Raw genomic sequence first — 23832 nt, 5'->3', positions numbered from 1 at the left:
CCCATGACCAGCAAGGGCACCCATCAGTGGCGCGGCATCATCGAGGAGTACCGGGACCGTCTTCCGGTCACGAGCACGACGCCGGTCGTCACGCTTCGTGAGGGTGGCACGCCGCTCGTTCCCGCTCAGGTCCTCTCCGAGCGCACGGGCTGCGAGGTGCACCTCAAGGTGGAGGGCGCCAACCCCACCGGGTCCTTCAAGGACCGCGGTATGACGATGGCGATCACCCGGGCCAAGGAGGAGGGCGCCAAGGCCGTCATCTGCGCCTCCACCGGCAACACCTCCGCCTCCGCCGCCGCGTACGCGGTGCGGGCGGGCATGGTCTGCGCCGTCCTCGTACCGCAGGGCAAGATCGCGCTCGGCAAGATGGGTCAGGCCCTCGTCCACGGCGCCAAGATCCTCCAGGTCGACGGCAACTTCGACGACTGCCTGACGCTGGCCCGCTCGCTGTCGGACAACTACCCGGTGGCGCTGGTCAATTCGGTCAATCCGGTCCGTATCGAGGGTCAGAAGACCGCGGCGTTCGAGATCGTCGACGCACTCGGTGACGCCCCCGACATACATGTCCTCCCGGTCGGCAACGCGGGCAACATCACCGCGTACTGGAAGGGTTACACGGAGTACGCCGCGGACGCCATGTCGACGCACAAGCCCCGCATGTGGGGTTTCCAGGCCTCGGGTTCCGCGCCCATCGTCCGCGGCGAGATCGTCAAGGACCCGTCGACCATCGCCACCGCGATCCGGATCGGCAACCCGGCCTCCTGGCAGTACGCGCTGGACGCGCGCGACGCGTCCGGCGGCTTCATCGACGAGGTGACGGACCGTCAAATTCTGTCCGCCTACCGCCTGTTGGCCTCTCAGGAGGGTGTCTTCGTCGAGCCCGCATCGGCGGCATCGGTCGCCGGTCTGCTCAAGGCCGCCGAAGAGGGCAAGGTCGACCCCGGCCAGAAGATCGTCTGCACGGTCACCGGCAACGGCCTGAAGGACCCCGACTGGGCCGTCGCGGGCGCCCCGCAGCCCGTCACCGTGCCGGTCGACGCCGCCGCCGCCGCGGAGAAGCTGGGCCTCGCGCAGTAAAGACATCGGCAGCTCAACCGCCCCTTTTCGGGGCGGAGAGCGCATAGGAGGCGTGCGACACGCATCGTGCGCCTCCTGTGCGCCCTATGTCGCGACAGAACCTTCCTTCGATAAGCTGTAGTCAACCCGCCCCGCCGCAATCGCCGCGGTGTTGCCTTCGTGGCCGTCGGGTTCTCCACAGGCTTACGAAATATCCACCGCCACAATCCCCGCCGTAACAATCCCCACTGCCTCACAAGGAGAGTCGTCGAAGCGATGGCCGGTCCCGCCTTCCGAGCCGCCGCCGTCCGGGTGCGCGTCCCCGCTACCAGCGCCAACCTGGGCCCGGGCTTCGACGCCCTCGGCCTGTCGCTGGGGCTGTACGACGACGTCGTCGTGCGTGTCGCCGACTCCGGCCTGCACATCGACATCGCCGGCGAGGGTGCCGACACCCTGCCCCGCGACGAGAGCCACCTCCTCGTGCGCTCCCTGCGTACGGCCTTCGACCTGCTCGGCGGACAGCCCCGCGGCCTGGAGATCGTCTGCGCCAACCGCATCCCGCACGGACGTGGCCTCGGCTCCTCCTCCGCGGCCATCTGCGCCGGCATCGTCGCGGCCCGCGCTGTGACGACCGGTGGCGATGCCCGGCTCGACGACGCGGCGCTGCTGGAACTCGCCACCGAGATCGAGGGTCACCCCGACAATGTCGCGGCATGCCTGCTCGGCGGCTTCACGCTGGCCTGGATGGACGGCGGGTCCGCCCGTGCGATCAGGATGGATCCCTCGGATTCCATCGTTCCGGTGGTTTTCGTCCCCGGCAAGCCGGTGCTCACCGAGACCGCCCGCGGACTGCTGCCGCGCACCGTCCCGCACGTCGACGCCGCGTTCAACGCGGGCCGCGCGGCCCTCCTCGTCGAGGCCGTGACCCGCCGCCCCGAACTGCTGCTGGCCGCGACCGAGGACCGGCTGCACCAGGAATACCGCGCTCCCGCAATGGCCGAGAGCGTGGAACTTGTGAACCGACTGCGCGCCGACGGCGTCCCTGCAGTCATCTCCGGTGCCGGGCCGACCGTGCTCGCGCTGGCCGAGGACGGTGCGGCCGACAAGGTCGCACGGCTGGCGGGCGGGGGATGGGCGGCCAACCGGCTCACTCTCGACGCCTCGGGTGCGAGTGTGCTGCCGCTCGCCCCGTAGCGAGAAGTGATTGCCGGTGAGTGAGAGGGGGAATGTTTGTTGGAGCCGGTAGTGTTAACCTCAAGTCTGCAATCGACGTCTATGTGGCGCGTTGCTTCGTGTCCCTTTCCGGGGCCACCATTTCTTCCGAGAGCCTCCCCAACTGCCTGAGCAGCCTGCCTGAGCAGTTTCGAGCACGCTCCGGAACCGGCACGACACCCCTCGCTCGTCCAGGAGTGGGCCGAGCAGGGGGATGCTCGCGTCGGACCCTTGCACATTCATCTCTCCGCCGTACCCGGCGGACCACCGCCCCGGCACGGTCCGCAAGATCCAAAGACCGCAGTCGGACAGCACAACCGGTCGCCGAGCCAGAAGGCCGACGTCCGCTCCAGGGAAGGACCCTTCGTGAGCGACACCACCGATCTGATGGGCGTGACTGCCGACAAGACCGTCGACAGCTCCGCGCCCGCCGAAGGTGCTGCCACTGGCACCACCGCACGGCGCCGCCGCTCCGGCACCGGCCTCGATGGCATGGTCCTGGCCGAGCTGCAGCAGGTCGCGTCCGGCCTCGGCATCAAGGGCACTGCGCGGATGCGCAAGAGCCAGCTGATCGAGGTCATCAAGGAGGCGCAGGGCGGAAGCGCTGCGCCCAAGGCTGCCGCAGCGCCCGCCGCCGCGGACGCCGAGACCAAGCCGAAGCGCCGCGCCACCTCCAAGGCGCGCACGGGGGACGAGTCCGCCGCCGCGCCCGCCGAGAAGGCCACGGCCCAGCAGCAGATCGACATCCCCGGTCAGCCGGCCAGCGACGACCAGCCCACGGGTGAGCGCCGTCGGCGCCGTGCGACCGCGCAGGCGGGCAGCCCGGACGTCAAGGCGGAGCCCAAGGCCGAGGCCAAGGTGGAGACGCAGGCCGAGCCGAAGGGCGACGACCGCGCCGAGGCGAAGGCCGAAGCCGCCGTGGACACCGCCGAGGGCCGCCGCGGCGACCGCGGTCAGCGCGGCGACCGCGGTGAGCGTGGCGACCGCGGCGACCGCCGTGACCGTCAGCGCGACCGCCGCGGCAAGGGTGACGAGCAGGGCGGTGGCCAGGGCCAGCAGGGCGGCCAGCGCCAGCAGCGCCAGGGCGGCCAGGGTCAGGGCCAGGGTCAGGGCCAGCAGGGTGGCGGCGGACCGCAGGACGACGGTTACGACGACGAGGCAGGCGGCCGCCGCGGTCGCCGTGGCCGCTACCGCGACCGCCGTGGCCGTCGTGGCCGCGACGACTTCGCGAGTGACGCGCCGCCGGTCTCCGACGACGACGTCCTGATCCCCGTCGCGGGCATCCTGGACATCCTCGACAACTACGCGTTCATCCGGACCTCCGGCTACCTGCCGGGCCCGAACGACGTGTACGTCTCGCTCGCCCAGGTCCGCAAGAACGGCCTGCGCAAGGGTGACCACGTCACCGGTGCGGTGCGCCAGCCCAAGGACGGCGAGCGCCGCGAGAAGTTCAACGCGCTGGTCCGCCTCGACTCGGTCAACGGCATGGCCCCGGAAAGCGGCCGCGGCCGTCCGGAGTTCCAGAAGCTGACCCCGCTGTACCCGCAGGACCGGCTCCGTCTGGAGACCGACTCCAACGTCCTGACGACGCGGATCATCGACCTGGTCGCACCGATCGGCAAGGGCCAGCGTGGCCTGATCGTGGCCCCGCCGAAGACCGGCAAGACCATGATCCTGCAGGCGATCGCCAACGCGATCACCGTCAACAGCCCCGAGTGCCACCTGATGGTCGTCCTGGTCGACGAGCGTCCGGAAGAGGTCACCGACATGCAGCGGTCGGTGAAGGGCGAGGTCATCTCCTCGACCTTCGACCGTCCCGCCGAGGACCACACCACCGTCGCCGAGCTGGCCATCGAGCGCGCCAAGCGTCTCGTCGAGCTGGGTCACGACGTGGTCGTCCTGCTGGACTCGATCACCCGCCTCGGCCGTGCGTACAACCTCGCGGCCCCGGCATCCGGTCGCATCCTGTCCGGTGGTGTCGACTCGACCGCGCTGTACCCGCCGAAGCGGTTCTTCGGCGCCGCGCGCAACATCGAGGACGGCGGCTCGCTGACCATCCTGGCCACCGCGCTCGTCGAGACCGGCTCGCGCATGGACGAGGTGATCTTCGAGGAGTTCAAGGGCACCGGCAACATGGAGCTCAAGCTCGACCGGAAGCTCTCGGACAAGCGCATCTTCCCGGCGGTGGACGTCGACGCGTCCAGCACCCGTAAGGAAGAAATCCTGCTCGGCAGCGACGAGTTGGCGATTGTCTGGAAGCTGCGCCGGGTGCTGCACGCACTCGACCAGCAGCAGGCGATCGAGCTGCTCCTGGACCGGATGAAGAAGACCCAGTCCAACGCGGAGTTCCTGCTCCAGATCCAGAAGACGACGCCCGCTCCGGGCAACGGCAACGACTGACGTCGTACCGCACAGGCAGTCGTCACAGGGCCGCCCCCGTCACCTCGGTGACGGGGGCGGCCCTGTTCCGGTGCATCGATTTCCGGCCTTTCGGCGGATCCGCCCGATCCGAGACCTTCGCCACACGGCGACCATCCCGTCACGGACCCCGGCGATGCCTGCAGCGGGCAAGAAACCGCAGGTGAGCGCGGGATCACCGGCCGTTCCCCACCGTGGTGCGCGGCTTCCGTCCTCACCCGGTCACGACAGGGCGCTGTGCAACCCTTTTTCGAGCCACCACGTCGTACTCATAGCGACAAAGCGACATGACCGGTGCCCGAACACCACTGCAGGGGGTAGCCGGGGGCAGGTGAGGATCGAGGAGACGGATGACCGGGCAGAACGGGAGCAACGGCCGAATACGCGGCACCGGCAGGCGCCGGAAGGAGCCGTCCCGCCGCCGCAGGGCGACGGTCGTAGCCGCCTGGACCGTGGCCGGCGTGGTCGTGGTGGGCGGTACGGGTCTGGGGTACGCGTACTTCAAGCTCAACGGGAATCTCAAGGCCGTCGACATCAACGCCGCGCTCGGCAAGAACCGTCCGGCCGATGTCGACAACGGCTCGCAGGACATCCTCGTCCTCGGCTCCGATTCCCGCTCAGGCGCGAACTCCGAGTACGGCAGGGACGAGGGCACCGCCCGTTCGGACACCGCGATGGTCGTGCACCTCAATCAGGGCCACCGGACCGCGAGCGTCGTCTCCATTCCGCGCGACACCCTCGTCACCCGCCCCGACTGCACGAGCGACACCAGCGGCGAGACCGTACCGGGCCAGCAGCGCGCGATGTTCAACACGGCGTACGAGGTCGGCGGACCGGCCTGTGCGGTCAAGACCGTCGAGTCGATGTCCGGCATCCGCATGGACCACTACCTCGAAGTCGACTTCACCGGCTTCAAGAAGCTCATCGACCAGCTGGGCGGCGTCGAGATCACCACTACGCAGGCGATCAACGACTCCAAGAGCCATCTGAATCTGACGCCCGGCACCCACACCCTCGACGGAGAGCAGTCGCTCGGCCTGGTCCGCACCCGCAAGAGCGTCGGCGACGGCAGCGACCTCGGCCGCATCCAGCTCCAGCAGGCCTTCATCAAGGCGTTGATGGAACAGGCGAAGACCGTGGGGGTGTTCTCCGACCCGAAGACGCTCTTCGGTCTCGCGGACACGGCGACGAAGGCCATCACCACAGACTCCGACCTGGGTTCGGTGAAGGAGCTCACGGGCTTCGCCAACGGCCTCAAGGGGCTCGGTTCGAAGAACGTCCACATGGTCACGCTGCCCGTGCAGTACGACCCGGCCGACCCCAACCGCGTCGTACCGCTGGAGAAGTCCGCACAGCAGGTATGGGCCGCCCTCAAGCAGGACAAGCCGATCCCCGCCTCCGCCATCGAGAAGTCGGCCGGCGACAAGGGCGGTGCGGGCCAGGTCGTCCGCTAGGGACACCCGCGTCCGGTGACCCGGCATGCGCGGAACGTTCCGGAACGCTCGGGAATAGTTGCGGCGCGCCCCCGGTTTTGGGAGATACGGCCGGTCCTGGCAGACTGGTACGTCGGCCCCGGTTCACGGATGCGCAAATCCGCGCGTACGACCCGGCGCCCTCCCGAACCTAGGAGACACCCTTGAAGCGCGACATCCACCCCGAGTACGTCGAGACGCAGGTCAGCTGCACCTGTGGCGCGTCGTTCACCACCCGGTCCACCATCGACGGCGGCGCCATCCGTGCCGACGTCTGCTCCGAGTGCCACCCGTTCTACACGGGCAAGCAGAAGATCCTCGACACCGGTGGCCGTGTGGCCCGCTTCGAGGCCCGCTTCGGCAAGGCTGCAGGCTCCGCCAGCAAGTAGCGAGCCCTTGCGCCGGTTCTCGACGCCCTCTTCCCGGGGGCGCCGAGACCGGCGTTTTTTTCCGGCCGGGGGGTACGGGCCCGTCCCCGTCCCCCGTCCGGACAGCAGCCCACCGTCCAGCAGGCACGTCGAAGTCACTTCCCCGAGCTCTCGATGAGCAGGGGATACCCCACACCCAGGAGCCCCCGATGTTCGAGGCGGTCGAGGAACTGATCGGCGAACAGGCCGATCTTGAGAAGAAGCTCGCGGATCCCGCGGTCCACGCCGACCAGGCCAACGCGCGCAAGCTCAACAAGCGCTACGCCGAGCTGACCCCGATCGTCGGTACGTACCTCTCCTGGAAGCAGGCCGGGGACGACATCGAGACCGCCCGCGAGCTCGCGGCGGAAGACCCCGACTTCGCGGCCGAGGTGAAGGACCTGGAGAAGCAGCGCGAGGAGCTCACCGAGAAGCTCCGCCTCCTCCTGGTCCCGCGCGACCCCAGTGACGACAAGGACGTGCTCCTGGAGATCAAGGCGGGCGCGGGCGGCGACGAGTCCGCCCTGTTCGCCGGCGATCTGCTGCGCATGTATCTGCGGTACGCCGAGCGCGTCGGCTGGAAGACCGAGATCATCGACTCCACCGAGTCCGAGCTCGGCGGGTACAAGGACGTCCAGGTCGCCGTGAAGACCAAGGGCGGCAACGGCGCCACCGAGCCCGGCCAGGGCGTGTGGGCCCGGATGAAGTACGAGGGCGGCGTGCACCGCGTGCAGCGGGTGCCGTCCACCGAGTCCCAGGGCCGTATCCACACCTCGGCAGCCGGTGTGCTCGTCACGCCCGAGGCGGAGGAGGTCGACGTCGAGATCCACGCCAACGATCTCCGTATCGACGTCTACCGCTCCTCGGGCCCCGGCGGCCAGTCCGTCAACACGACGGACTCCGCCGTCCGAATCACGCACCTGCCGACCGGTGTCGTCGCCTCCTGCCAGAACGAGAAGAGCCAGCTCCAGAACAAGGAGCAGGCGATGCGTATCCTGCGGTCGCGACTGCTTGCCGCGGCTCAGGAGGCGGCCGAGCAGGAAGCCTCGGACGTCCGGCGCAGCCAGGTGCGTACCGTCGACCGTTCCGAGAAGATCCGTACCTACAACTTCCCGGAAAACCGGATCTCGGACCACCGCGTCGGATTCAAGGCGTACAACTTGGACCAGGTGCTCGACGGTGAACTGGACGCGGTCATCCAGGCCTGCGTCGACGCCGACTCCGCCGCCAAGCTCGCCGCCGCATGAGCAACACCCCGCCCCGCCCGTGAAACCGTACGGAGAACCGCGATGAACCTGCTGCTCGCCGAGGTGGCCCAGGCCACCCAGCGGCTGGCCGACGCCGGTGTACCCTCACCGCGATTCGACGCGGAGGAACTCGCCGCGTTCGTGCACGGCGTCAAGCGGGGCGAGCTGCACAATGTGCCGGACGCGGACTTCGACGCCCGGTACTGGGAGGCCGTCGCCCGCCGCGAGGCCCGCGAGCCGCTCCAGCACATCACCGGTCGCGCCTTCTTCCGCTACCTGGAGCTCCAGGTGGGCCCGGGCGTCTTCGTCCCCCGCCCGGAGACCGAATCGGTCGTCGGCTGGGCGATAGACGCCGTCCGCGCGATGGACGTCGTCGAGCCGATGATCGTCGACCTCTGTACCGGATCGGGCGCCATCGCCCTCGCGATGGCCCAGGAGGTGCCGCGCTCGCGCGTGCACGCCGTGGAGCTGTCCGAGGAGGCCCTCACCTGGACGCGGAAGAACGCCGAGGGGTCCAGGGTCACCGTGCACCGCGGAGACGCCCTGACGGCCCTTCCCGAGCTCGACGGCCAGGTCGACCTGGTCATCTCCAACCCGCCGTACATCCCGCTCACCGAGTGGGAGTACGTGGCACCCGAGGCCCGTGACCACGATCCGGAGATGGCGCTCTTCTCCGGCGAGGACGGCCTCGACACCATCCGCGGCATCGAACGCACCGCACACCGGCTGCTGCGTCCCGGCGGTCTCGTCGTCATCGAGCACGCCGACACCCAGGGCGGTCAGGTGCCGTGGATCTTCACCGAGGAGCGGGGCTGGGCCGACGCGGCCGACCACCCCGACCTGAACGGGCGGCCCCGGTTCGCCACGGCCCGCAAGGCCATGCCGTGACCGGCGCCCCGCACCCGAACGCACACCCGCACGACCCGTACCCGTACACGCTTGAGGAGGCCGGCTGATGGCACGGCGATACGACTGCAACGACGCGACCGACCGTACGACGGGTCTGCGCGAAGCCGCGTCCGCCGTGCGCCGCGGCGAACTGGTCGTGCTGCCCACCGACACCGTGTACGGGATCGGTGCGGACGCCTTCAGCTCCGAGGGCGTCGCCGACCTGCTCGACGCCAAGGGCCGCGGGCGCAACATGCCCACCCCTGTCCTGATCGGCTCCCCGAACACCCTGCACGGCCTGGTCACGGACTTCTCCGAGCAGGCGTGGGAGCTCGTCGACGCCTTCTGGCCCGGCGCCCTCACACTCGTCGCGAAGCACCAGCCGTCGCTCCAGTGGGACCTCGGTGACACCCGTGGCACCGTCGCCGTCCGGATGCCGCTGCACCCGGTGGCCATCGAGCTGCTCACCGAGGTCGGTCCGATGGCCGTCTCCAGCGCCAACCTCACCGGACACCCGGCTCCTGAGGACTGCGACGCCGCCCAGGAGATGCTCGGCGACTCCGTCTCCGTCTACCTCGACGGCGGCCCGACCCCCGGCATCGTGCCGTCCTCCATCGTCGACGTCACCGGCAAGGTGCCGGTACTGCTGCGCGCCGGTGCGCTCTCCGTCGAGGAACTCCGCAAGGTGGTACCAGACCTCGAGGTGGCCAATTGACCGCCCCTGAGGGGCGTGGCATAGCGGGGCGGACCGACACTTTCCGCATCCTCCACGTCAGCACCGGCAACGTCTGCCGCTCGCCGATCACCGAGCGGCTGACCCGCCATGCCCTGGTGGACCGCCTCGGCGATCCGCTCAGCGGCGGCCTGATCGTGGAGAGCGCCGGCACCTGGGGGCACGAAGGCGCCCCCATGGAAGCCAACGCCGAGATCGTCCTGGCCGACTTCGGCGCCGACGCCACCGGCTTCGTCGGCCGCGAACTGCTCGACGAGCACGTGATCCGGGCCGACCTCGTCCTCACCGCCACCCGCGACCACCGCGCCCAGGTGATCTCGATGGGTCACTCGGCCGGCCTGAGGACGTTCACCCTCAAGGAATTCACCCGGCTGGTCCGGGCCATAGACCCCGCGACGCTGCCCGACCCGCGCGACGAGGGTGTCGTCGAACGCGCCCGCGCGCTGGTCCGTGCGGCAGCCGCGCTGCGCGGCTGGCTGCTGGCCCCCACCGCCGAGGCCGACGAGGTCTACGACCCGTACGGCGCCCCGATCACGTTCTTCCGCTCCGTCGGCGACGAGATCAACCAGGCACTCGAGCCGGTGGTCACCGCACTGACGGGTGTACCGGCCCCGCACTGACGCGTCCGGGGGCAGCGCGCAGCGGGCAGCGAGCCGGGTACTGGCCTACCTTGGATCTGACGCCAGCGCACCCCCACCCCAGGCCCGGAGCCGTCAGATGTCGGTCACCACCCCCGCCGCACCCTCCTCCGCCCACGTCACCGACCTGCCACAGGACTTCGCAGCCCTGATCCGGGAGGACCCGGAGATCGCCGATGTGCTGCTGGGGGAGCTGAACCGGCAGTCGAGCACCCTGCAGCTGATCGCCGCCGAGAACTTCACCTCGCCCGCGGTCCTTGCCGCCCTCGGCTCACCGCTCGCGAACAAGTACGCCGAGGGGTACCCCGGCGCCCGCCACCACGCCGGCTGCGAAATGGCCGACGCCGCCGAATTCATCGCCGTCCAGCGGGCCACCACGCTCTTCGGTGCCGAGCACGCCAACGTCCAGTCGCACTCCGGCTCCTCGGCCGTCCTCGCGGCGTACGCGGCGCTGCTGCGCCCCGGCGACACCGTCCTCGCGATGGGACTCCCGTACGGCGGACACCTCACCCACGGCTCGCCGGCCAACTTCTCCGGCCGCTGGTTCGAGTTCATCGGCTACGGGGTCGACTCCGACAGCGGTCTGATCGACTACGAGCAGGTGCGCACCCTGGCCCGCACCCACCGGCCCAAGGCGATCGTCAGCGGATCGATCTCGTACCCCCGTCACCCCGACTACGAGGTGTTCCGTGAGATCGCCGACGAGGTCGGCGCGTATCTGATCGCCGATGCCGCGCATCCGATGGGGCTGATCGCAGGGGGCGCCGCGCCCAGTCCCGTCCCGTACGCCGATGTGGTGTGCGCCACCACGCACAAGGTGCTGCGCGGGCCGCGTGGCGGCATGATCCTGTGCGGCGCGGAGCTTGCGGAGCGGATCGACCGGGCCGTCTTTCCCTTCACCCAGGGCGGGGCGCAGATGCACACGGTCGCGGCCAAGGCGGTGGCGTTCGGGGAGGCGGCGACACCGGCGTTCACGGGGTACGCCCACCAGGTGGTGGCCCATGCGCGGGTGCTGGCGGCCGGTCTGGAGGCCGAGGGCTTCGAGGTGACCACCGGTGGCACGGACACCCATCTGATCGTCGCGGACCCGGCGCCGCTCGGCGTCGACGGCCGCACCGCCCGCGAGCGGCTCGCGGCCGCGGGCATGGTGCTGGACACCTGCGCGCTGCCGTACGGGGACGCCCGCGGCATCAGACTCGGCACCGCCGCGGTCACCACCCAGGGCATGGGCGACGCCGACATGGCGCGGATCGCGGTGCTCTTCGGGGCGGCCGTACGTGAGGAAGGCGACGTCCGTGCGGAGGTACGGGAACTGGCAGGGAAATATCCCCCCTATCCGGGGTAGACGTGGCTCGTGCAACCATCAGCCGTACCTCCGTGTCCTCAACCATGAGGCCGACGTAGTTAAGGTGTGGGCTGAGATGGCCGGCGATATCTGTGGGGCAGCCCGTGCGTGATTACTTGCTGACACTGTGTGTCACGGCCGCGGTGACCTATCTGCTGACCGGTCCGGTGCGGAAGTTCGCGATCGCGGTCGGGGCGATGCCCGCGATCCGTGCGCGTGACGTCCACCGGGAACCGACACCGCGGCTCGGTGGCATCGCCATGTTCGGCGGGCTGTGCGCCGGACTGATCGTCGCGGACCATCTCTACAACCTCGACGGCGTCTTCCAGCTCTCCAACGAGCCTCGGGCGCTGCTCTCCGGCGCCGCCCTGATCTGGCTGATCGGAGTCCTCGACGACAAGTTCGAGATCGATGCGCTGATCAAGCTCGGCGGGCAGATGATCGCCGCCGCGGTCATGGTCATCCAGGGTCTGACGATCCTCTGGCTGCCGATCCCCGGCATCGGCACCGTCGCCCTCACCCAGTGGCAGGGGACGCTGCTCACCGTCGCGCTGGTCGTCATCACGATCAACGCGGTCAACTTCGTCGACGGCCTGGACGGCCTGGCGGCCGGGATGGTGTGCATCGCCTCCGCAGCGTCGTTCCTCTACACGTACCGGCTCTGGTACGGGCACATGATCGAGGCGGCCGCCCCCGCGACGCTGTTCACCGCGATCCTGATGGGCATGTGCCTCGGCTTCCTGCCGCACAACATGCACCCCGCCCGGATCTTCATGGGCGACTCCGGATCGATGCTGATCGGTCTCGTGCTGGCGGCGGGCGCGATCTCCGTCACGGGCCAGGTCGACCCGGACGCGATGAAGCTCTTCGCGGGCAGTGAGCGCGAGGCCACCCATGCGATGCTGCCGGTCTTCATCCCGCTGCTGCTGCCGCTGACGATCATCGCGATCCCGGCCGCCGACCTGGTGCTGGCGATCGTGCGGCGTACCTGGAACGGTCAGTCGCCGTTCGCGGCGGACCGCGGCCATCTGCACCACCGGCTGCTGGAGATCGGCCATTCGCACAGCAGGGCCGTGCTGATCATGTACTTCTGGTCCGCTCTCATCGCCTTCGGGACGGTCGGCTACTCCGTGCACTCGGCGTCGCTGTGGATCGTGCTGGTCATCGTGGGGCTGAGCGCGGTGGGCCTGGTCCTGCTGCTGATGCCTCGCTTCACCCCGCGCGCACCGCGCTGGGCGGAGCGTTTCGTGCCGCCTCGTTACCGCCGCCGGGGCGAGGAGCCCGGTGCGGGGCCCTCATCCGCGTACGGGACCCAACAGGAGCCCGAGGAAGCGCAGATGAGGCAGGACGAGGGCGAGCACCAGGAGCGGCGCCCGGTCGTCGCGGGCGTCTCAGGCGTCAACGGAGCGACCGCGATCGGCCCCCGTTCGCGTCTCCCGGAGAGGCACAAAGCCGATACGGCCCGCTAACGATTCGGGCACCGAAGGGCATTACCAGACAAAGCATTGAGTTGTCTTGCTCACACGCGCGGGTTAACTCTCATGTGTGACAGCGACCACACTTTCTTGGTAAAGACCTCATCAAATAGTTTGTGATACCGTTCACTAAGCCCGGTGACGGAGCCGAAGGAGCCTGGTGAGACGCTCCATCAGCCCGAGGTATCGACCCGAACCGGGCCTACGCTCGTCCATGACGACACACTGCCCACCCCCTGCAAGCGGAGCTGCCGCCATGCCGTCCAACGACGTCCGGACTCTCCTTCAAGCCGCCGTACCCACCGCTGTCGCCGGCGCTGTTGCCGCCGCCGTCAGCGGTGGCGTCGCCGGCGGCAAGGGAGCCCTGGGCGCGGTCGTTGCGACGATCGTGGTCATCCTCTTCATGGGGATCGGCCTCATGGTCCTGCAACGGACCGCGAGGTCCCTGCCGCACTTGTTCCAGGCGATGGGGCTGATGCTGTATACAGCCCAGCTCCTGCTGCTGTTCATCTTTGTTGCCGCATTCAAGAACACGACGCTGTTCAACCCGAAGGCCTTCGCGATCACGCTGGTTGCGACGACTCTCGTGTGGATCGGCGCACAGGCGCGTGCGCACATGAAGGCCAAGATCCTTTACGTCGAGCCCGAGTCCCACCAGGGCGACAAGCCCAAAAACACGGGCTCGCAGACGTGAAAGGTAGGGGCGGAATAAGTGCACGTTCCGGACCCTGCTATCGTCCGGTTCCAACTGCGGCACTGCGGGCGCGGGCATGTGAGCTGACGCCTGCTCGATCGCGAGGCTCAATGCCTGACTGCCGCTCACACATCCGTAACACCAGTCCAGTGCCGAACCGCGGCTGCGCGCCGCGCCGACACAACGAGGTTGCCGTACCTATGCGCCACGCTGAAGGAGCCCGCGGTGAGTGCTGACCCGACACAGGTGCTCGCCTTCGAGACCGATTGCCACATCTTCCAGAACGACGGTTGTGGCTTCCCGGCACCCGGCTTGCACTCGTTCCTGTTCGAGCCCCTCTGGGGCGACGCGGACAGCAACCTGTACTTCAACAAGCCGATGCTGCTGGCCCTGCTCGGCTCGATCATCGTCGTCGGTTTCTTCTGGGCCGCCTTCCGCAAGCCGAAGGTCGTCCCGGGCAAGCTGCAGATGGTTGCCGAGAGCGGCTACGACTTCATCCGTCGCGGCATCGTCTACGAGACGATCGGCAAGCGTGAGGGCGAGAAGTACGTCCCGCTCGTTGTCTCGCTGTTCTTCTTCGTCTGGATGATGAACCTCTGGTCGATCATCCCGGTCGCGCAGTTCCCGGTGACGTCGATCATCGCGTACCCGATCGTCCTGGCCCTGATCGTGTACGTCCTGTGGGTCAGCCTGACCTTCAAGCGTCACGGCTTCGTCGGCGCCTTCAAGAACTTCACCGGATACGACAAGTCGCTCGGCCCGGTGCTTCCGCTGGCCATGCTCATCGAGTTCTTCTCGAACCTGCTGGTCCGCCCCTTCACCCACGCGGTCCGACTCTTCGCGAACATGTTTGCAGGCCACACGCTGCTGCTGCTGTTCACGATCGCCAGCTGGTACCTGCTCAACGGCATCGGGATCGCCTACGCGGGCGTCTCCTTTGTGATGGTCATCGTGATGACCGCGTTCGAGCTCTTCATTCAGGCGCTGCAGGCGTACGTCTTCGTACTCCTGACCTGCACCTTCATCCAGGGCGCGCTCGCCAAGCACCACTGAGCATCTCGCGCTCCGACCCTTATTCGTCCGGTGGCCAACCCCCACCGGTCCGTGAAAGAGAAGGAAGAACTGGCATGTCCCAGACCCTTGCTGCCGTCAGCGGCTCCCTCGGCTCCATCGGTTACGGCCTCGCCGCCATCGGCCCCGGCGTCGGCGTCGGCATCATCTTCGGTAACGGCACCCAGGCTCTCGCCCGTCAGCCCGAGGCTGCCGGTCTCATCCGCGCCAACCAGATTCTCGGCTTCGCCTTCTGTGAGGCGCTCGCCCTCATCGGTCTGGTCATGCCGTTCGTCTACGGCCAGTGATCTTCGGATCCACGACCAGCCCACTAGACGAAAGGCAATGACGTGAGCCAGATGCTTACGGTCGCGGCTGAGATGGAAAACCCTCTCGTCCCGCCGATCCCCGAGCTCGTCATCGGCCTCATCGCCTTCCTCATCGTCTTCGGCTTCCTCGCCAAGAAGCTCCTCCCGAACATCAACAAGGTTCTGGACGAGCGCCGCGAGGCCATCGAAGGCGGTATCGAAAAGGCCGATGCGGCCCAGACCGAGGCCCAGAGCGTTCTTGAGCAGTACAAGGCTCAGCTCGCCGAGGCCCGTCACGAGGCCGCGCGCCTGCGCCAGGAGGCGCAGGAGCAGGGCGCCGTGATCCTGCAGGAGATGCGGGCGGAAGGCCAGCGGCAGCGCGAGGAGATCATCGCTGCCGGCCACGCCCAGATCGAGGCCGACCGCAAGGCTGCGGCCGCTGCGCTGCGTCAGGACGTGGGCAAGCTCGCCACCGACCTGGCCGGCAAGCTCGTCGGCGAGTCCCTCGAGGACCACGCCCGGCAGAGCGGCACCGTCGACCGTTTCCTCGACGAGCTCGAGGCGAAGGCCGAGGCTGTCCGATGAACGGCGCGAGCCGCGAGGCACTGGCTGCCGCACGTGAGCGTCTCGACGCGCTGACCGACAGCACGTCGGTCGACGTGGCGAAGCTCGCCGAGGAGCTGGCCGCCGTCACGGCGCTGCTCCAGCGCGAGGTCTCACTGCGGCGGGTCCTGACCGACCCGTCGCAGGCCGGTGAGGCCAAGGCGGAGCTGGCCGGACGGCTGCTGCGCGGTCAGGTGGGCGGCGAGACCGTCGACCTGATCTCCGGCATGGTCCGCTCCCGCTGGTCGCAGTCGCGTGACCTGGTCGACTCGGTCGAGGAGCTGGCGAACACCGCAGACCTCACCGCCGCCCAGCGCAGCGGAGACCTCGACGACGTCGAGGACGAGCTGTTCCGGTTCGGCCGGATCGTGGCTTCCGACAGGGAGCTGCGCGCCGCGCTCACCAACCGGTCCGCGTCCACCGCCGCCAAGGGCGAGCTGCTGCGCAGCCTGCTCGGCGGCAAGGCGCGGCCCGTCACCGAGCGCGTCATCGTGCGGCTTGTGACCCAGCCCCGGGGACGTAGCCTGGAAGCGGGACTCGAGTCCCTCTCCAAGCTTGCCGCGGAGCGCCGGGACCGCATGGTCGCCGTGGTCACGTCGGCAGTGCCGCTGAGTGATCAGCAGAAGCAGCGCCTCGGTGCCGCACTGGCGAAGATCTACGGTCGGCCGATGCACCTGAATCTCGATGTGGACCCGACGGTCCTCGGCGGGATCGCGGTGCGGGTCGGTGACGAGTTGATCAACGGCACCATCGCGGAGCGCCTCGACGAGGCGACCCGTCGCATGGCCGGCTGACACAGCGCAGCAACAGAACAAGCAAGACCAGCGGCCCGGTTGGGCCGTGCAGAAATTGCAGAAGATTCCTGGGGGTCGGCCCCCAGACCCCCTTAAGAAACTTCGGGCCCAACAAGGAGAGCAGGGAACCCAGATGGCGGAGCTCACGATCCGGCCGGAGGAGATCCGGGACGCGCTGGAGAACTTTGTCCAGTCGTACAAGCCGGACGCGGCCTCGCGCGAGGAGGTCGGTACGGTCAGCGTTGCCGGCGACGGCATCGCGAAGGTCGAGGGCCTTCCCTCGGCCATGGCGAACGAGCTGCTGAAGTTCGAGGACGGAACCCTCGGTCTCGCCCTCAACCTCGAGGAGCGCGAGATCGGTGCGATCGTCCTCGGCGAGTTCAGCGGAATCGAGGAGGGCCAGCCGGTGCAGCGCACCGGTGAGGTGCTCTCCGTCGGCGTCGGCGAGGGCTACCTCGGCCGCGTCGTCGACCCGCTCGGCAACCCGATCGACGGTCTCGGCGAGATCGCGACCGACAGCCGCCGCGCCCTCGAGCTGCAGGCCCCTGGCGTCATGGTCCGTAAGTCGGTGCACGAGCCGATGCAGACCGGCTACAAGGCCGTCGACGCCATGGTGCCGATCGGCCGCGGCCAGCGTCAGCTGATCATTGGTGACCGTCAGACGGGTAAGACCGCTCTGGCCGTCGACACGATCATCAACCAGCGCGACAACTGGCGCTCGGGCGACGTGAACAAGCAGGTGCGCTGCATCTACGTCGCCATCGGTCAGAAGGGCTCCACCATCGCCTCCGTGCGCGGTGCCCTCGAAGAGGCCGGCGCGCTCGAGTACACGACCATCGTCGCCGCCCCGGCGTCCGACCCGGCCGGCTTCAAGTACCTGGCGCCGTACACCGGTTCGGCCATCGGTCAGCACTGGATGTACCAGGGCAAGCACGTCCTGATCATCTTCGACGACCTTTCGAAGCAGGCCGACGCCTACCGCGCCGTGTCGCTGCTGCTGCGCCGTCCGCCGGGCCGTGAGGCCTACCCGGGCGACGTCTTCTACCTCCACTCGCGTCTGCTGGAGCGCTGCGCGAAGCTCTCCGACGAGATGGGTGCCGGTTCGATGACGGGCCTCCCGATCGTCGAGACCAAGGCGAACGACGTGTCGGCGTTCATTCCGACCAACGTCATCTCCATCACCGACGGTCAGTGCTTCCTGGAGTCCGACCTGTTCAACGCCGGCCAGCGTCCGGCCCTGAACGTCGGTATCTCGGTCTCCCGTGTCGGTGGTTCCGCCCAGCACAAGGCCATGAAGCAGGTCTCCGGCCGTCTCCGTGTGGACCTCGCCCAGTTCCGTGAGCTGGAGGCGTTCGCCGCCTTCGGTTCCGACCTGGACGCGGCCTCGAAGGCGTCGCTGGAGCGCGGTAAGCGCATGGTCGAGCTGCTGAAGCAGGGCCAGTACCAGCCGATGCCCGTCGAGGAGCAGGTCGTCTCCGTCTGGGCCGGTACCACCGGCAAGATGGACGACGTCCCGGTCGAGGACATCCGTCGCTTCGAGAGCGAGCTGCTGGAGTACCTGCGCCGCGAGCGCAAGGACCTCCTGACCAGCATCGCCGAGGGCGGCAAGATGTCCGACGACACGCTGCAGTCGATCGCCGACGCGATCGTCGCCTTCAAGCAGCAGTTCGAGACCTCGGACGGCAAGCTCCTGGGCGAGGGCTGATCGATGGGCGCTCAGCTTCGCGTTTACAAGCGCCGCATTCGCTCCGTCACCGCCACGAAGAAGATCACCAAGGCGATGGAGATGATCGCCGCTTCGCGCATCGTCAAGGCGCAGCGTCAGGTGGCGGCGTCGACGCCGTACGCGACCGAGCTCACCCGTGCGGTGACCGCGGTGGCGACCGGCTCCACCACCAAGCACCCGCTGACCACCGAGGCCGACGCTCCGGCGCGGGCCGCGATCCTGCTCATCACGAGCGACCGCGGTCTGGCCGGCGGTTACTCCGCCAACGCCATCAAGGCGGCGGAGCGACTGACCGAGCGTCTGCGCGGTGAGGGCAAGGAGGTCGTCACGTATGTGATCGGCCGCAAGGGTGTCGCCTACTACGGCTTCCGTGAGCGCAAGATCGCGGACTCGTGGACGGGCTTCACCGACAGCCCGACGTACGCGGATGCGAAGCGGGCTGCGGCCCCGCTGATCGAAGCGGTCACCCAGGAGACCGCCGAGGGCGGCGTGGACGAGCTGCACATCGTCTTCACGGAGTTCGTGTCGATGATGACGCAGAACCCGGTGGACGGCCGGATGCTGCCGCTCAGCCTCGACACGACGAAGGAAGAAGGGGGCAAGGGAGAGATCCTGCCGCTCTTCGACTTCGAGCCGTCGGCGGAGGACGTCCTCGACGCCCTGCTTCCGCGGTACGTCGAGAGCCGGATCTACAACGCGCTGCTGCAGGCCGCTGCTTCCGAGCACGCTGCCCGCCGCCGCGCGATGAAGTCGGCCACCGACAACGCCGGAGACCTCATCAAGAGCCTCTCCCGGCTTGCCAACGCGGCCCGCCAGGCCGAAATCACCCAGGAAATCAGCGAGATCGTCGGTGGTGCCAGTGCACTGGCCGACGCGACCGCGGGGAGTGACAAGTAATGACGACCACAGTTGAGACGGCCGTTGCCACGGGCCGCGTCGCCCGGGTCATCGGCCCGGTCGTCGACGTGGAGTTCCCCGTCGACGCAATGCCGGAGATCTACAACGCGCTGACCGTCCAGGTGGCCGACCCGGCCGAGGACGGCAAGCTCAAGAAGCTGACGCTCGAGGTCGCCCAGCACCTCGGCGACGGCCTGGTCCGCGCGATCTCGATGCAGCCCACCGACGGTCTGGTCCGCCAGGCCCCGGTGACCGACACGGGCGCGGGCATCACGGTGCCGGTCGGCGATGTCACCAAGGGCAAGGTGTTCAACACCCTCGGTGAGATCCTGAACAAGCCGGAGGCCGAGTCCGAGGTCACCGAGCGCTGGCCGATCCACCGCAAGGCGCCCAGCTTCGACCAGCTCGAGTCCAAGACCGAGATGTTCGAGACCGGCGTCAAGGTCATCGACCTTCTCACCCCGTACGTCAAGGGTGGAAAGATCGGTCTGTTCGGTGGTGCCGGTGTCGGCAAGACCGTTCTGATCCAGGAAATGATCTACCGCGTCGCCAACAACCACGACGGTGTGTCGGTGTTCGCGGGCGTCGGTGAGCGCACCCGTGAGGGCAACGACCTCATCGAGGAAATGGCCGAGTCGGGCGTCATCGACAAGACCGCCCTTGTCTTCGGTCAGATGGACGAGCCCCCGGGCACCCGTCTGCGCGTCGCGCTCGCCGGTCTGACCATGGCGGAGTACTTCCGCGATGTGCAGAAGCAGGACGTGCTCTTCTTCATCGACAACATCTTCCGTTACACCCAGGCCGGCTCCGAGGTCTCCACGCTGCTCGGCCGTATGCCGTCCGCAGTGGGTTACCAGCCGAACCTGGCTGACGAGATGGGTCTGCTGCAGGAGCGCATCACGTCGACCCGCGGTCACTCGATCACCTCGATGCAGGCGATCTACGTCCCCGCGGACGACCTGACCGACCCGGCGCCGGCGACCACCTTCGCGCACCTGGACGCGACGACCGTTCTGTCGCGTCCGATCTCGGAGAAGGGCATCTACCCGGCGGTCGACCCGCTGGACTCGACGTCCCGCATCCTGGACCCGCGCTACATCGCGGCGGACCACTACGAGGCCGCCATGCGTGTCAAGGGGATCCTCCAGAAGTACAAGGACCTCCAGGACATCATCGCGATCCTCGGTATCGACGAGCTGGGCGAGGAGGACAAGCTCGTTGTCCACCGTGCCCGTCGTGTCGAGCGCTTCCTGTCGCAGAACACCCACGTCGCCAAGCAGTTCACCGGCGTGGACGGTTCGGACGTGCCGCTCGACGAGTCGATCGCCGCGTTCAACGCGATCTGCGACGGTGAGTACGACCACTTCCCGGAGCAGGCGTTCTTCATGTGCGGTGGCATCGAGGACCTCAAGGCCAACGCCAAGGAGCTCGGCGTCTCCTGAGCCCATGGCTCACCGAGGGGGGCGGGTGCGTCCCGTCCCCCTCACCACGCCCCGTAGAATTGACCCAACACCCGGCTCCAACGGCCGGGTGGTGACCCGAGGAGCCACTCTTGGCTGCTGAGCTGCACGTCGAGCTGGTCGCCGCGGACCGCAGTGTCTGGTCCGGCGAGGCCACCCTGGTCGTCGCGCGTACCACGTCCGGCGACATCGGCGTCATGCCCGGTCACCAGCCGCTTCTCGGTGTGCTGGAGTCGGGCCCGGTGACGATCCGTACGAGCGAGGGCCCAACCGTAGTCGCGGCTGTGCACGGCGGTTTCATCTCGTTCGCGGACGACAAGCTGTCGCTGCTGGCGGAGATCGCCGAGCTGGCGGACGAGATCGATGTCCAGCGCGCCGAGCGTGCGCTGGAGCGTGCGAAGTCGGAGACGGACGGTGCCGCCGAGCGTCGCGCCGATGTCCGACTCCGCGCGGTGGCGGTGCGGTAAGCACCCCGCCGAATGTCTTTACCCTCAGCCGCGGCCCGAACTGGAGCTCTCCAGACCGTGCCGCGGCTGAGGCGATGCAGGTGCAGGTGCAGTCCGGGCGGTATCCGTTACTCGACGATGCGAGGAGGTCGGTGGAGATGGTCCTCGCTTTGTGGGTGTGCGGCCTGGTCGTCGTACTGGTCGCGGTGGGTCTCTTCGTCTTCGGCCTGCGCCGGCGGCTGATTCAGCGCTCCGGCGGGACGTTCGACTGCAGCGTGCGGTGGAATGTGCCGGACGAGCCCGATCTCTCGGGCAAGGGCTGGGTGTACGGCGTCGCCCGGTACAGCGGCGACAGGATCGACTGGTTCCGGGTCTTCTCCTACGCTCCGCGGCCCCGCCGGGTTCTCGAGCGTTCCGCGATCGAGGTGGTCGCCCGGCGGCTGCCCGAGGGCGAGGAGGAGCTGGCGCTGCTCTCCGATGCCGTGGTGCTCGGCTGTCTCCACCGTGAGACCCGCCTGGAGCTCGCGATGAGCGAGGACGCCCTCACCGGATTTCTCGCCTGGCTGGAGGCGGCTCCGCCCGGCCAGCGGGTCAATGTCGCCTGAGACGAGGCCTCGTCGGTGCAGGGTCTTCCCGGATGAAGTCCGGGAAGGGTGAACGTGGCCCGAGGGCCCGTACGTACCGGCAGGACCACGGACACGACGAAGAACCGGGGAGACAGGGGGCGGACCTGTCTCCCCGGCTGCTTTTCGGGGTTGAGCGCTGTGTTGTACGAGGACCGCGGTGACTACCTCAGGCCGCTGTCGATCGCGCTGACGAGTTCACCGTTGCTGGTGTCCCCGCTGAACTCCCAGAAGAACGCGCCCTTGAGGCCCTGGTTCTTCACGTAGGTCATCTTGCCGGCGATGGTGGCGGGGGTGTCGTAGCTCCACCAGTTGCTGCCGCACTTGGCGTAGGCGGTGCCGGCGATCGTGCCGGTGGCCGGGCAACTGGTCTTGAGCAGCTTGTAGTCCTCGATGCCCTGCTCGTACTTGCCGGGGGCGGGGCCGGTCGCCGTGCCGCCCGGGGTGGCCTGGGTGACGCCGGTCCAGCCGCGCCCGTAGAAGCCGATGCCGAGGTTCAGCTTGCTGCCCGCGATGCCCTTGCTCTTGAGCTTGGTGATCGCGGCGTCGCTGTTGTAGCCGTCCAGCGGGATGCCGCTGTACGAGGTGAGCGGGGAGTGCGGGGCGGTCGGGCCGTCCGCGTCGAAGGCGCCGAAGAAGTCGTACGTCATCACGTTGTACCAGTCGACGTACTGTGCCGCGCCCGCGTAGTCGGCCGCGTCGATCTTGCCGCCCGACGAGGCGTCGGCGGTGATGGCCGCGGTGACCAGGTTGGAGCTGCCGAACTTCGCCCGCAGCGCGGAGACCACGGTCTTGAACGCGGAGGGGCCGCTGCTGTCACAGGACAGACCACAGGCGTTGGGGTACTCCCAGTCGATGTCGATGCCGTCGAAGACATCGGCCCAGCGCGGGTCCTCGACCAGGTTGTAGCAGGAGTTGGCGAAGGCGGTGGGGTTCTGCGCGGCCTGGGTGAAGCCGCCGGACCAGGTCCAGCCGCCGAAGGACCAGATGACCTTGAGCCCCGGGTGCTTCTTCTTCAGCTCGCGCAACTGGTTGATGTTGCCGGCCACCGGCTGGTCCCAGGTGTCGGCGGTGCCGTCGACGCTGGACGCCGCGTCGTAGGTCTTCTGGTAGGCGGCGTAGGCGTCGCCGATCGCGCACTGGCCGCCGGCGACGTTGCCGAAGGAGTAGTTGATGTGCGTGATCTTGGCGGCGCTTCCGCTGGTCTCCAGGTTCTTGACGTGGTAGTTGCGGTCGTAGACGCCCCACTCGGTGAAGTAGCCGAGCTTGACCTTGCTGCCGGGGTCGGGGTTTCCGCCGCCGCCCGTGGTGTGGACGGACACCGAGCCGCTGACCGGGCCCGTCTGGTCGGCGGTGTCGCGCGCCTGGATCGTGTACGAGTAGTCGCTGCCGGCGGTCAGCCCGCTGTCGGTGTAGGTCAGGCCGGTGACCGTGGCGACCTTGTTGCCGTTGCGCAGCACGTCGTAGTTCTTGACGCCGTTGTCGTCGGTGGCGGCTGTCCAAGTGAGCTTCACACCGGTGTCGGTGATGTTGCTCGCGCCCGGAGTGCCGGGTGCGGAGGGGGCGTTGTCACCGGGGACGCTGCCACCGTCACAGGAGGCGCCGTTCAGCTTGCAGCCGGTGGGGGCACCGGGGCCGGCGCCGTTGAAGCCGAAGCTGACGCTGGCGCCGGGGGCGACCGTACCGTTCCAGCCGACGTTCTTGGCGGTCCAGTGGGTTCCGGAGCTGGTGACAGTGGCGTCCCAGGCGGACGTGACCGACGTGCCGGAGGGGAAGTCCCACTCGATGGCCCAGGAACTGAGGGCGGTGGTACCGGTGTTCTTCACCGTCCACTGCCCCTCGAAGCCGGTGCCCCAGTCGGACTTCTTGACGTATGTGGCGGTCGCCGAGGTGGCGGCCTGCGCAGGGGAGGCCAGTCCGACCATTGCGGCGAGGGGGAGCAGCAGTGCGGTGAGGCCTGCCATCGCCTTGGTACGGGTGGTGGTGGCCAGGCCGAATCTGAATCTGGTTCGGCGTAGGGGGGTCTCGGTGCTCAACGGTGCTCCTCGGGTGAGGTCCGGACAAACGGGGGTGGTCCGTGGACTGCAACCCTGCGCCGCCCTGAGCCCGCTTTGTCATGGCGCGCTCACCGCAGTGTGTTCGGTGAGGTTAGGAAGGTCTGGACCAATCGTCAAGAGGTCTGGACCAAAGATCGGAAGTAAACCTCAGAAGCTCAACTCCTGTACCATAACCGTCGCTTGGGGCGGTCGCGCGGCCCGGGTGTCCCCGCAGCCGGCCGACGCGCCCTTCGGGGGAGCGCAACGGGGCCGTCCGGCGGCCGAGGACATCTGCCGATCCGGC

At 68.5% G+C, this 23832-nt stretch carries 22 protein-coding genes; 21 read left to right on the top strand and 1 reads right to left on the bottom strand.

Annotation, left to right across the window (positions count from 1 at the left end; all coding sequences use genetic code 11):
• The first annotated feature begins 3 nt into the window (after positions 1–3).
• The 21 genes from thrC (at position 4) to OG963_RS16715 (ending at position 21474) form a co-directional block, all read left to right on the top strand.
• Positions 4–1077, top strand: a complete 1074-nt coding sequence (thrC, locus tag OG963_RS16815; RefSeq protein ID WP_030915921.1) for a threonine synthase — start codon at positions 4–6, stop codon at positions 1075–1077.
• A 255-nt stretch (positions 1078–1332) separates the two neighbouring features.
• Positions 1333–2250: a homoserine kinase gene (gene thrB, locus OG963_RS16810; RefSeq protein ID WP_030915923.1), complete on the top strand. Its 918-nt coding sequence runs from the start codon at positions 1333–1335 to the stop codon at positions 2248–2250.
• A gap of 384 nt (positions 2251–2634) precedes the next feature.
• Positions 2635–4668 carry a transcription termination factor Rho gene (rho, locus tag OG963_RS16805; RefSeq protein WP_030915924.1) on the top strand — a complete coding sequence of 678 codons (2034 nt, stop codon included), beginning with the start codon at positions 2635–2637 and terminating at the stop codon, positions 4666–4668.
• Positions 4669–5036: 368 nt separating this feature from the next.
• Complete coding sequence (locus OG963_RS16800) at positions 5037–6140, top strand: LCP family protein (RefSeq protein WP_030915926.1); 1104 nt, start codon at positions 5037–5039, stop codon at positions 6138–6140.
• Positions 6141–6322: 182 nt separating this feature from the next.
• Positions 6323–6547: a 50S ribosomal protein L31 gene (gene rpmE / locus OG963_RS16795; protein ID WP_030915942.1), complete on the top strand. Its 225-nt coding sequence runs from the start codon at positions 6323–6325 to the stop codon at positions 6545–6547.
• 188 nt (positions 6548–6735) lie between these two features.
• Positions 6736–7812, top strand: a complete 1077-nt coding sequence (gene prfA / locus OG963_RS16790) for a peptide chain release factor 1 (protein WP_030915945.1) — start codon at positions 6736–6738, stop codon at positions 7810–7812.
• Positions 7813–7854: 42 nt separating this feature from the next.
• Positions 7855–8700: a peptide chain release factor N(5)-glutamine methyltransferase gene (prmC, locus tag OG963_RS16785; RefSeq protein ID WP_030915948.1), complete on the top strand. Its 846-nt coding sequence runs from the start codon at positions 7855–7857 to the stop codon at positions 8698–8700.
• 67 nt (positions 8701–8767) lie between these two features.
• Complete coding sequence (locus tag OG963_RS16780) at positions 8768–9415, top strand: L-threonylcarbamoyladenylate synthase (RefSeq protein ID WP_093772532.1); 648 nt, start codon at positions 8768–8770, stop codon at positions 9413–9415.
• Entirely contained in the window at positions 9412–10053 is a 642-nt protein-coding gene (locus OG963_RS16775) for a low molecular weight phosphatase family protein (protein ID WP_030915954.1), read from the top strand. The genes OG963_RS16780 and OG963_RS16775 overlap by 4 nt, the downstream gene beginning before the upstream one ends.
• Before the next feature lie 97 nt (positions 10054–10150).
• Complete coding sequence (gene glyA, locus OG963_RS16770) at positions 10151–11416, top strand: serine hydroxymethyltransferase (RefSeq protein WP_093772530.1); 1266 nt, start codon at positions 10151–10153, stop codon at positions 11414–11416.
• Positions 11417–11508: 92 nt separating this feature from the next.
• Positions 11509–12885 carry an MraY family glycosyltransferase gene (locus tag OG963_RS16765; protein ID WP_093772528.1) on the top strand — a complete coding sequence of 459 codons (1377 nt, stop codon included), beginning with the start codon at positions 11509–11511 and terminating at the stop codon, positions 12883–12885.
• Between the two features lie 262 nt (positions 12886–13147).
• Entirely contained in the window at positions 13148–13585 is a 438-nt protein-coding gene (locus OG963_RS16760) for a hypothetical protein (RefSeq protein WP_327422042.1), read from the top strand.
• Between the two features lie 225 nt (positions 13586–13810).
• On the top strand, positions 13811–14638 hold the full coding sequence (gene atpB / locus OG963_RS16755; RefSeq protein WP_030915972.1) for a F0F1 ATP synthase subunit A: 828 nt from the start codon (positions 13811–13813) through the stop codon (positions 14636–14638).
• 74 nt (positions 14639–14712) lie between these two features.
• A complete protein-coding gene (gene atpE, locus OG963_RS16750) occupies positions 14713–14943 on the top strand; it encodes an ATP synthase F0 subunit C (RefSeq protein ID WP_030915976.1) in 231 nt (76 codons plus the stop codon).
• A gap of 51 nt (positions 14944–14994) precedes the next feature.
• The gene (locus tag OG963_RS16745; RefSeq protein WP_371126360.1) at positions 14995–15528 is read left to right on the top strand and encodes a F0F1 ATP synthase subunit B; all 534 of its coding nucleotides are present in this window, start codon (positions 14995–14997) and stop codon (positions 15526–15528) included.
• Positions 15525–16340, top strand: a complete 816-nt coding sequence (locus OG963_RS16740) for a F0F1 ATP synthase subunit delta (RefSeq protein WP_093772526.1) — start codon at positions 15525–15527, stop codon at positions 16338–16340. The genes OG963_RS16745 and OG963_RS16740 overlap by 4 nt, the downstream gene beginning before the upstream one ends.
• Positions 16341–16473: 133 nt before the next feature.
• Positions 16474–18045, top strand: a complete 1572-nt coding sequence (atpA, locus tag OG963_RS16735; RefSeq protein WP_030915983.1) for a F0F1 ATP synthase subunit alpha — start codon at positions 16474–16476, stop codon at positions 18043–18045.
• Positions 18046–18048: 3 nt separating this feature from the next.
• Positions 18049–18963, top strand: a complete 915-nt coding sequence (locus tag OG963_RS16730) for a F0F1 ATP synthase subunit gamma (RefSeq protein ID WP_093772524.1) — start codon at positions 18049–18051, stop codon at positions 18961–18963.
• Positions 18963–20405 carry a F0F1 ATP synthase subunit beta gene (gene atpD / locus OG963_RS16725; RefSeq protein WP_030915987.1) on the top strand — a complete coding sequence of 481 codons (1443 nt, stop codon included), beginning with the start codon at positions 18963–18965 and terminating at the stop codon, positions 20403–20405. Before OG963_RS16730 ends, atpD begins: the two co-directional genes overlap by 1 nt.
• A 110-nt stretch (positions 20406–20515) precedes the next feature.
• Positions 20516–20890: a F0F1 ATP synthase subunit epsilon gene (locus OG963_RS16720; RefSeq protein ID WP_030915989.1), complete on the top strand. Its 375-nt coding sequence runs from the start codon at positions 20516–20518 to the stop codon at positions 20888–20890.
• Positions 20891–21027: 137 nt separating this feature from the next.
• Entirely contained in the window at positions 21028–21474 is a 447-nt protein-coding gene (locus OG963_RS16715; RefSeq protein ID WP_093773345.1) for a DUF2550 domain-containing protein, read from the top strand.
• 182 nt (positions 21475–21656) lie between these two features.
• Here the strand turns inward: OG963_RS16715 and OG963_RS16710 are convergent, their stop codons facing one another.
• On the bottom strand, positions 21657–23528 hold the full coding sequence (locus OG963_RS16710; RefSeq protein WP_030915994.1) for a glycoside hydrolase family 18 chitinase: 1872 nt from the start codon (positions 23526–23528) through the stop codon (positions 21657–21659).
• Between the last annotated feature and the right edge of the window lie 304 nt (positions 23529–23832).

It is taken from the genome of Streptomyces sp. NBC_01707 (assembly GCF_041438805.1).
GTDB lineage: Bacteria > Actinomycetota > Actinomycetes > Streptomycetales > Streptomycetaceae > Streptomyces.
Note: the sequence above shows the minus strand (reverse complement) of the source record. Positions and strands in the feature narration are given on the sequence as shown.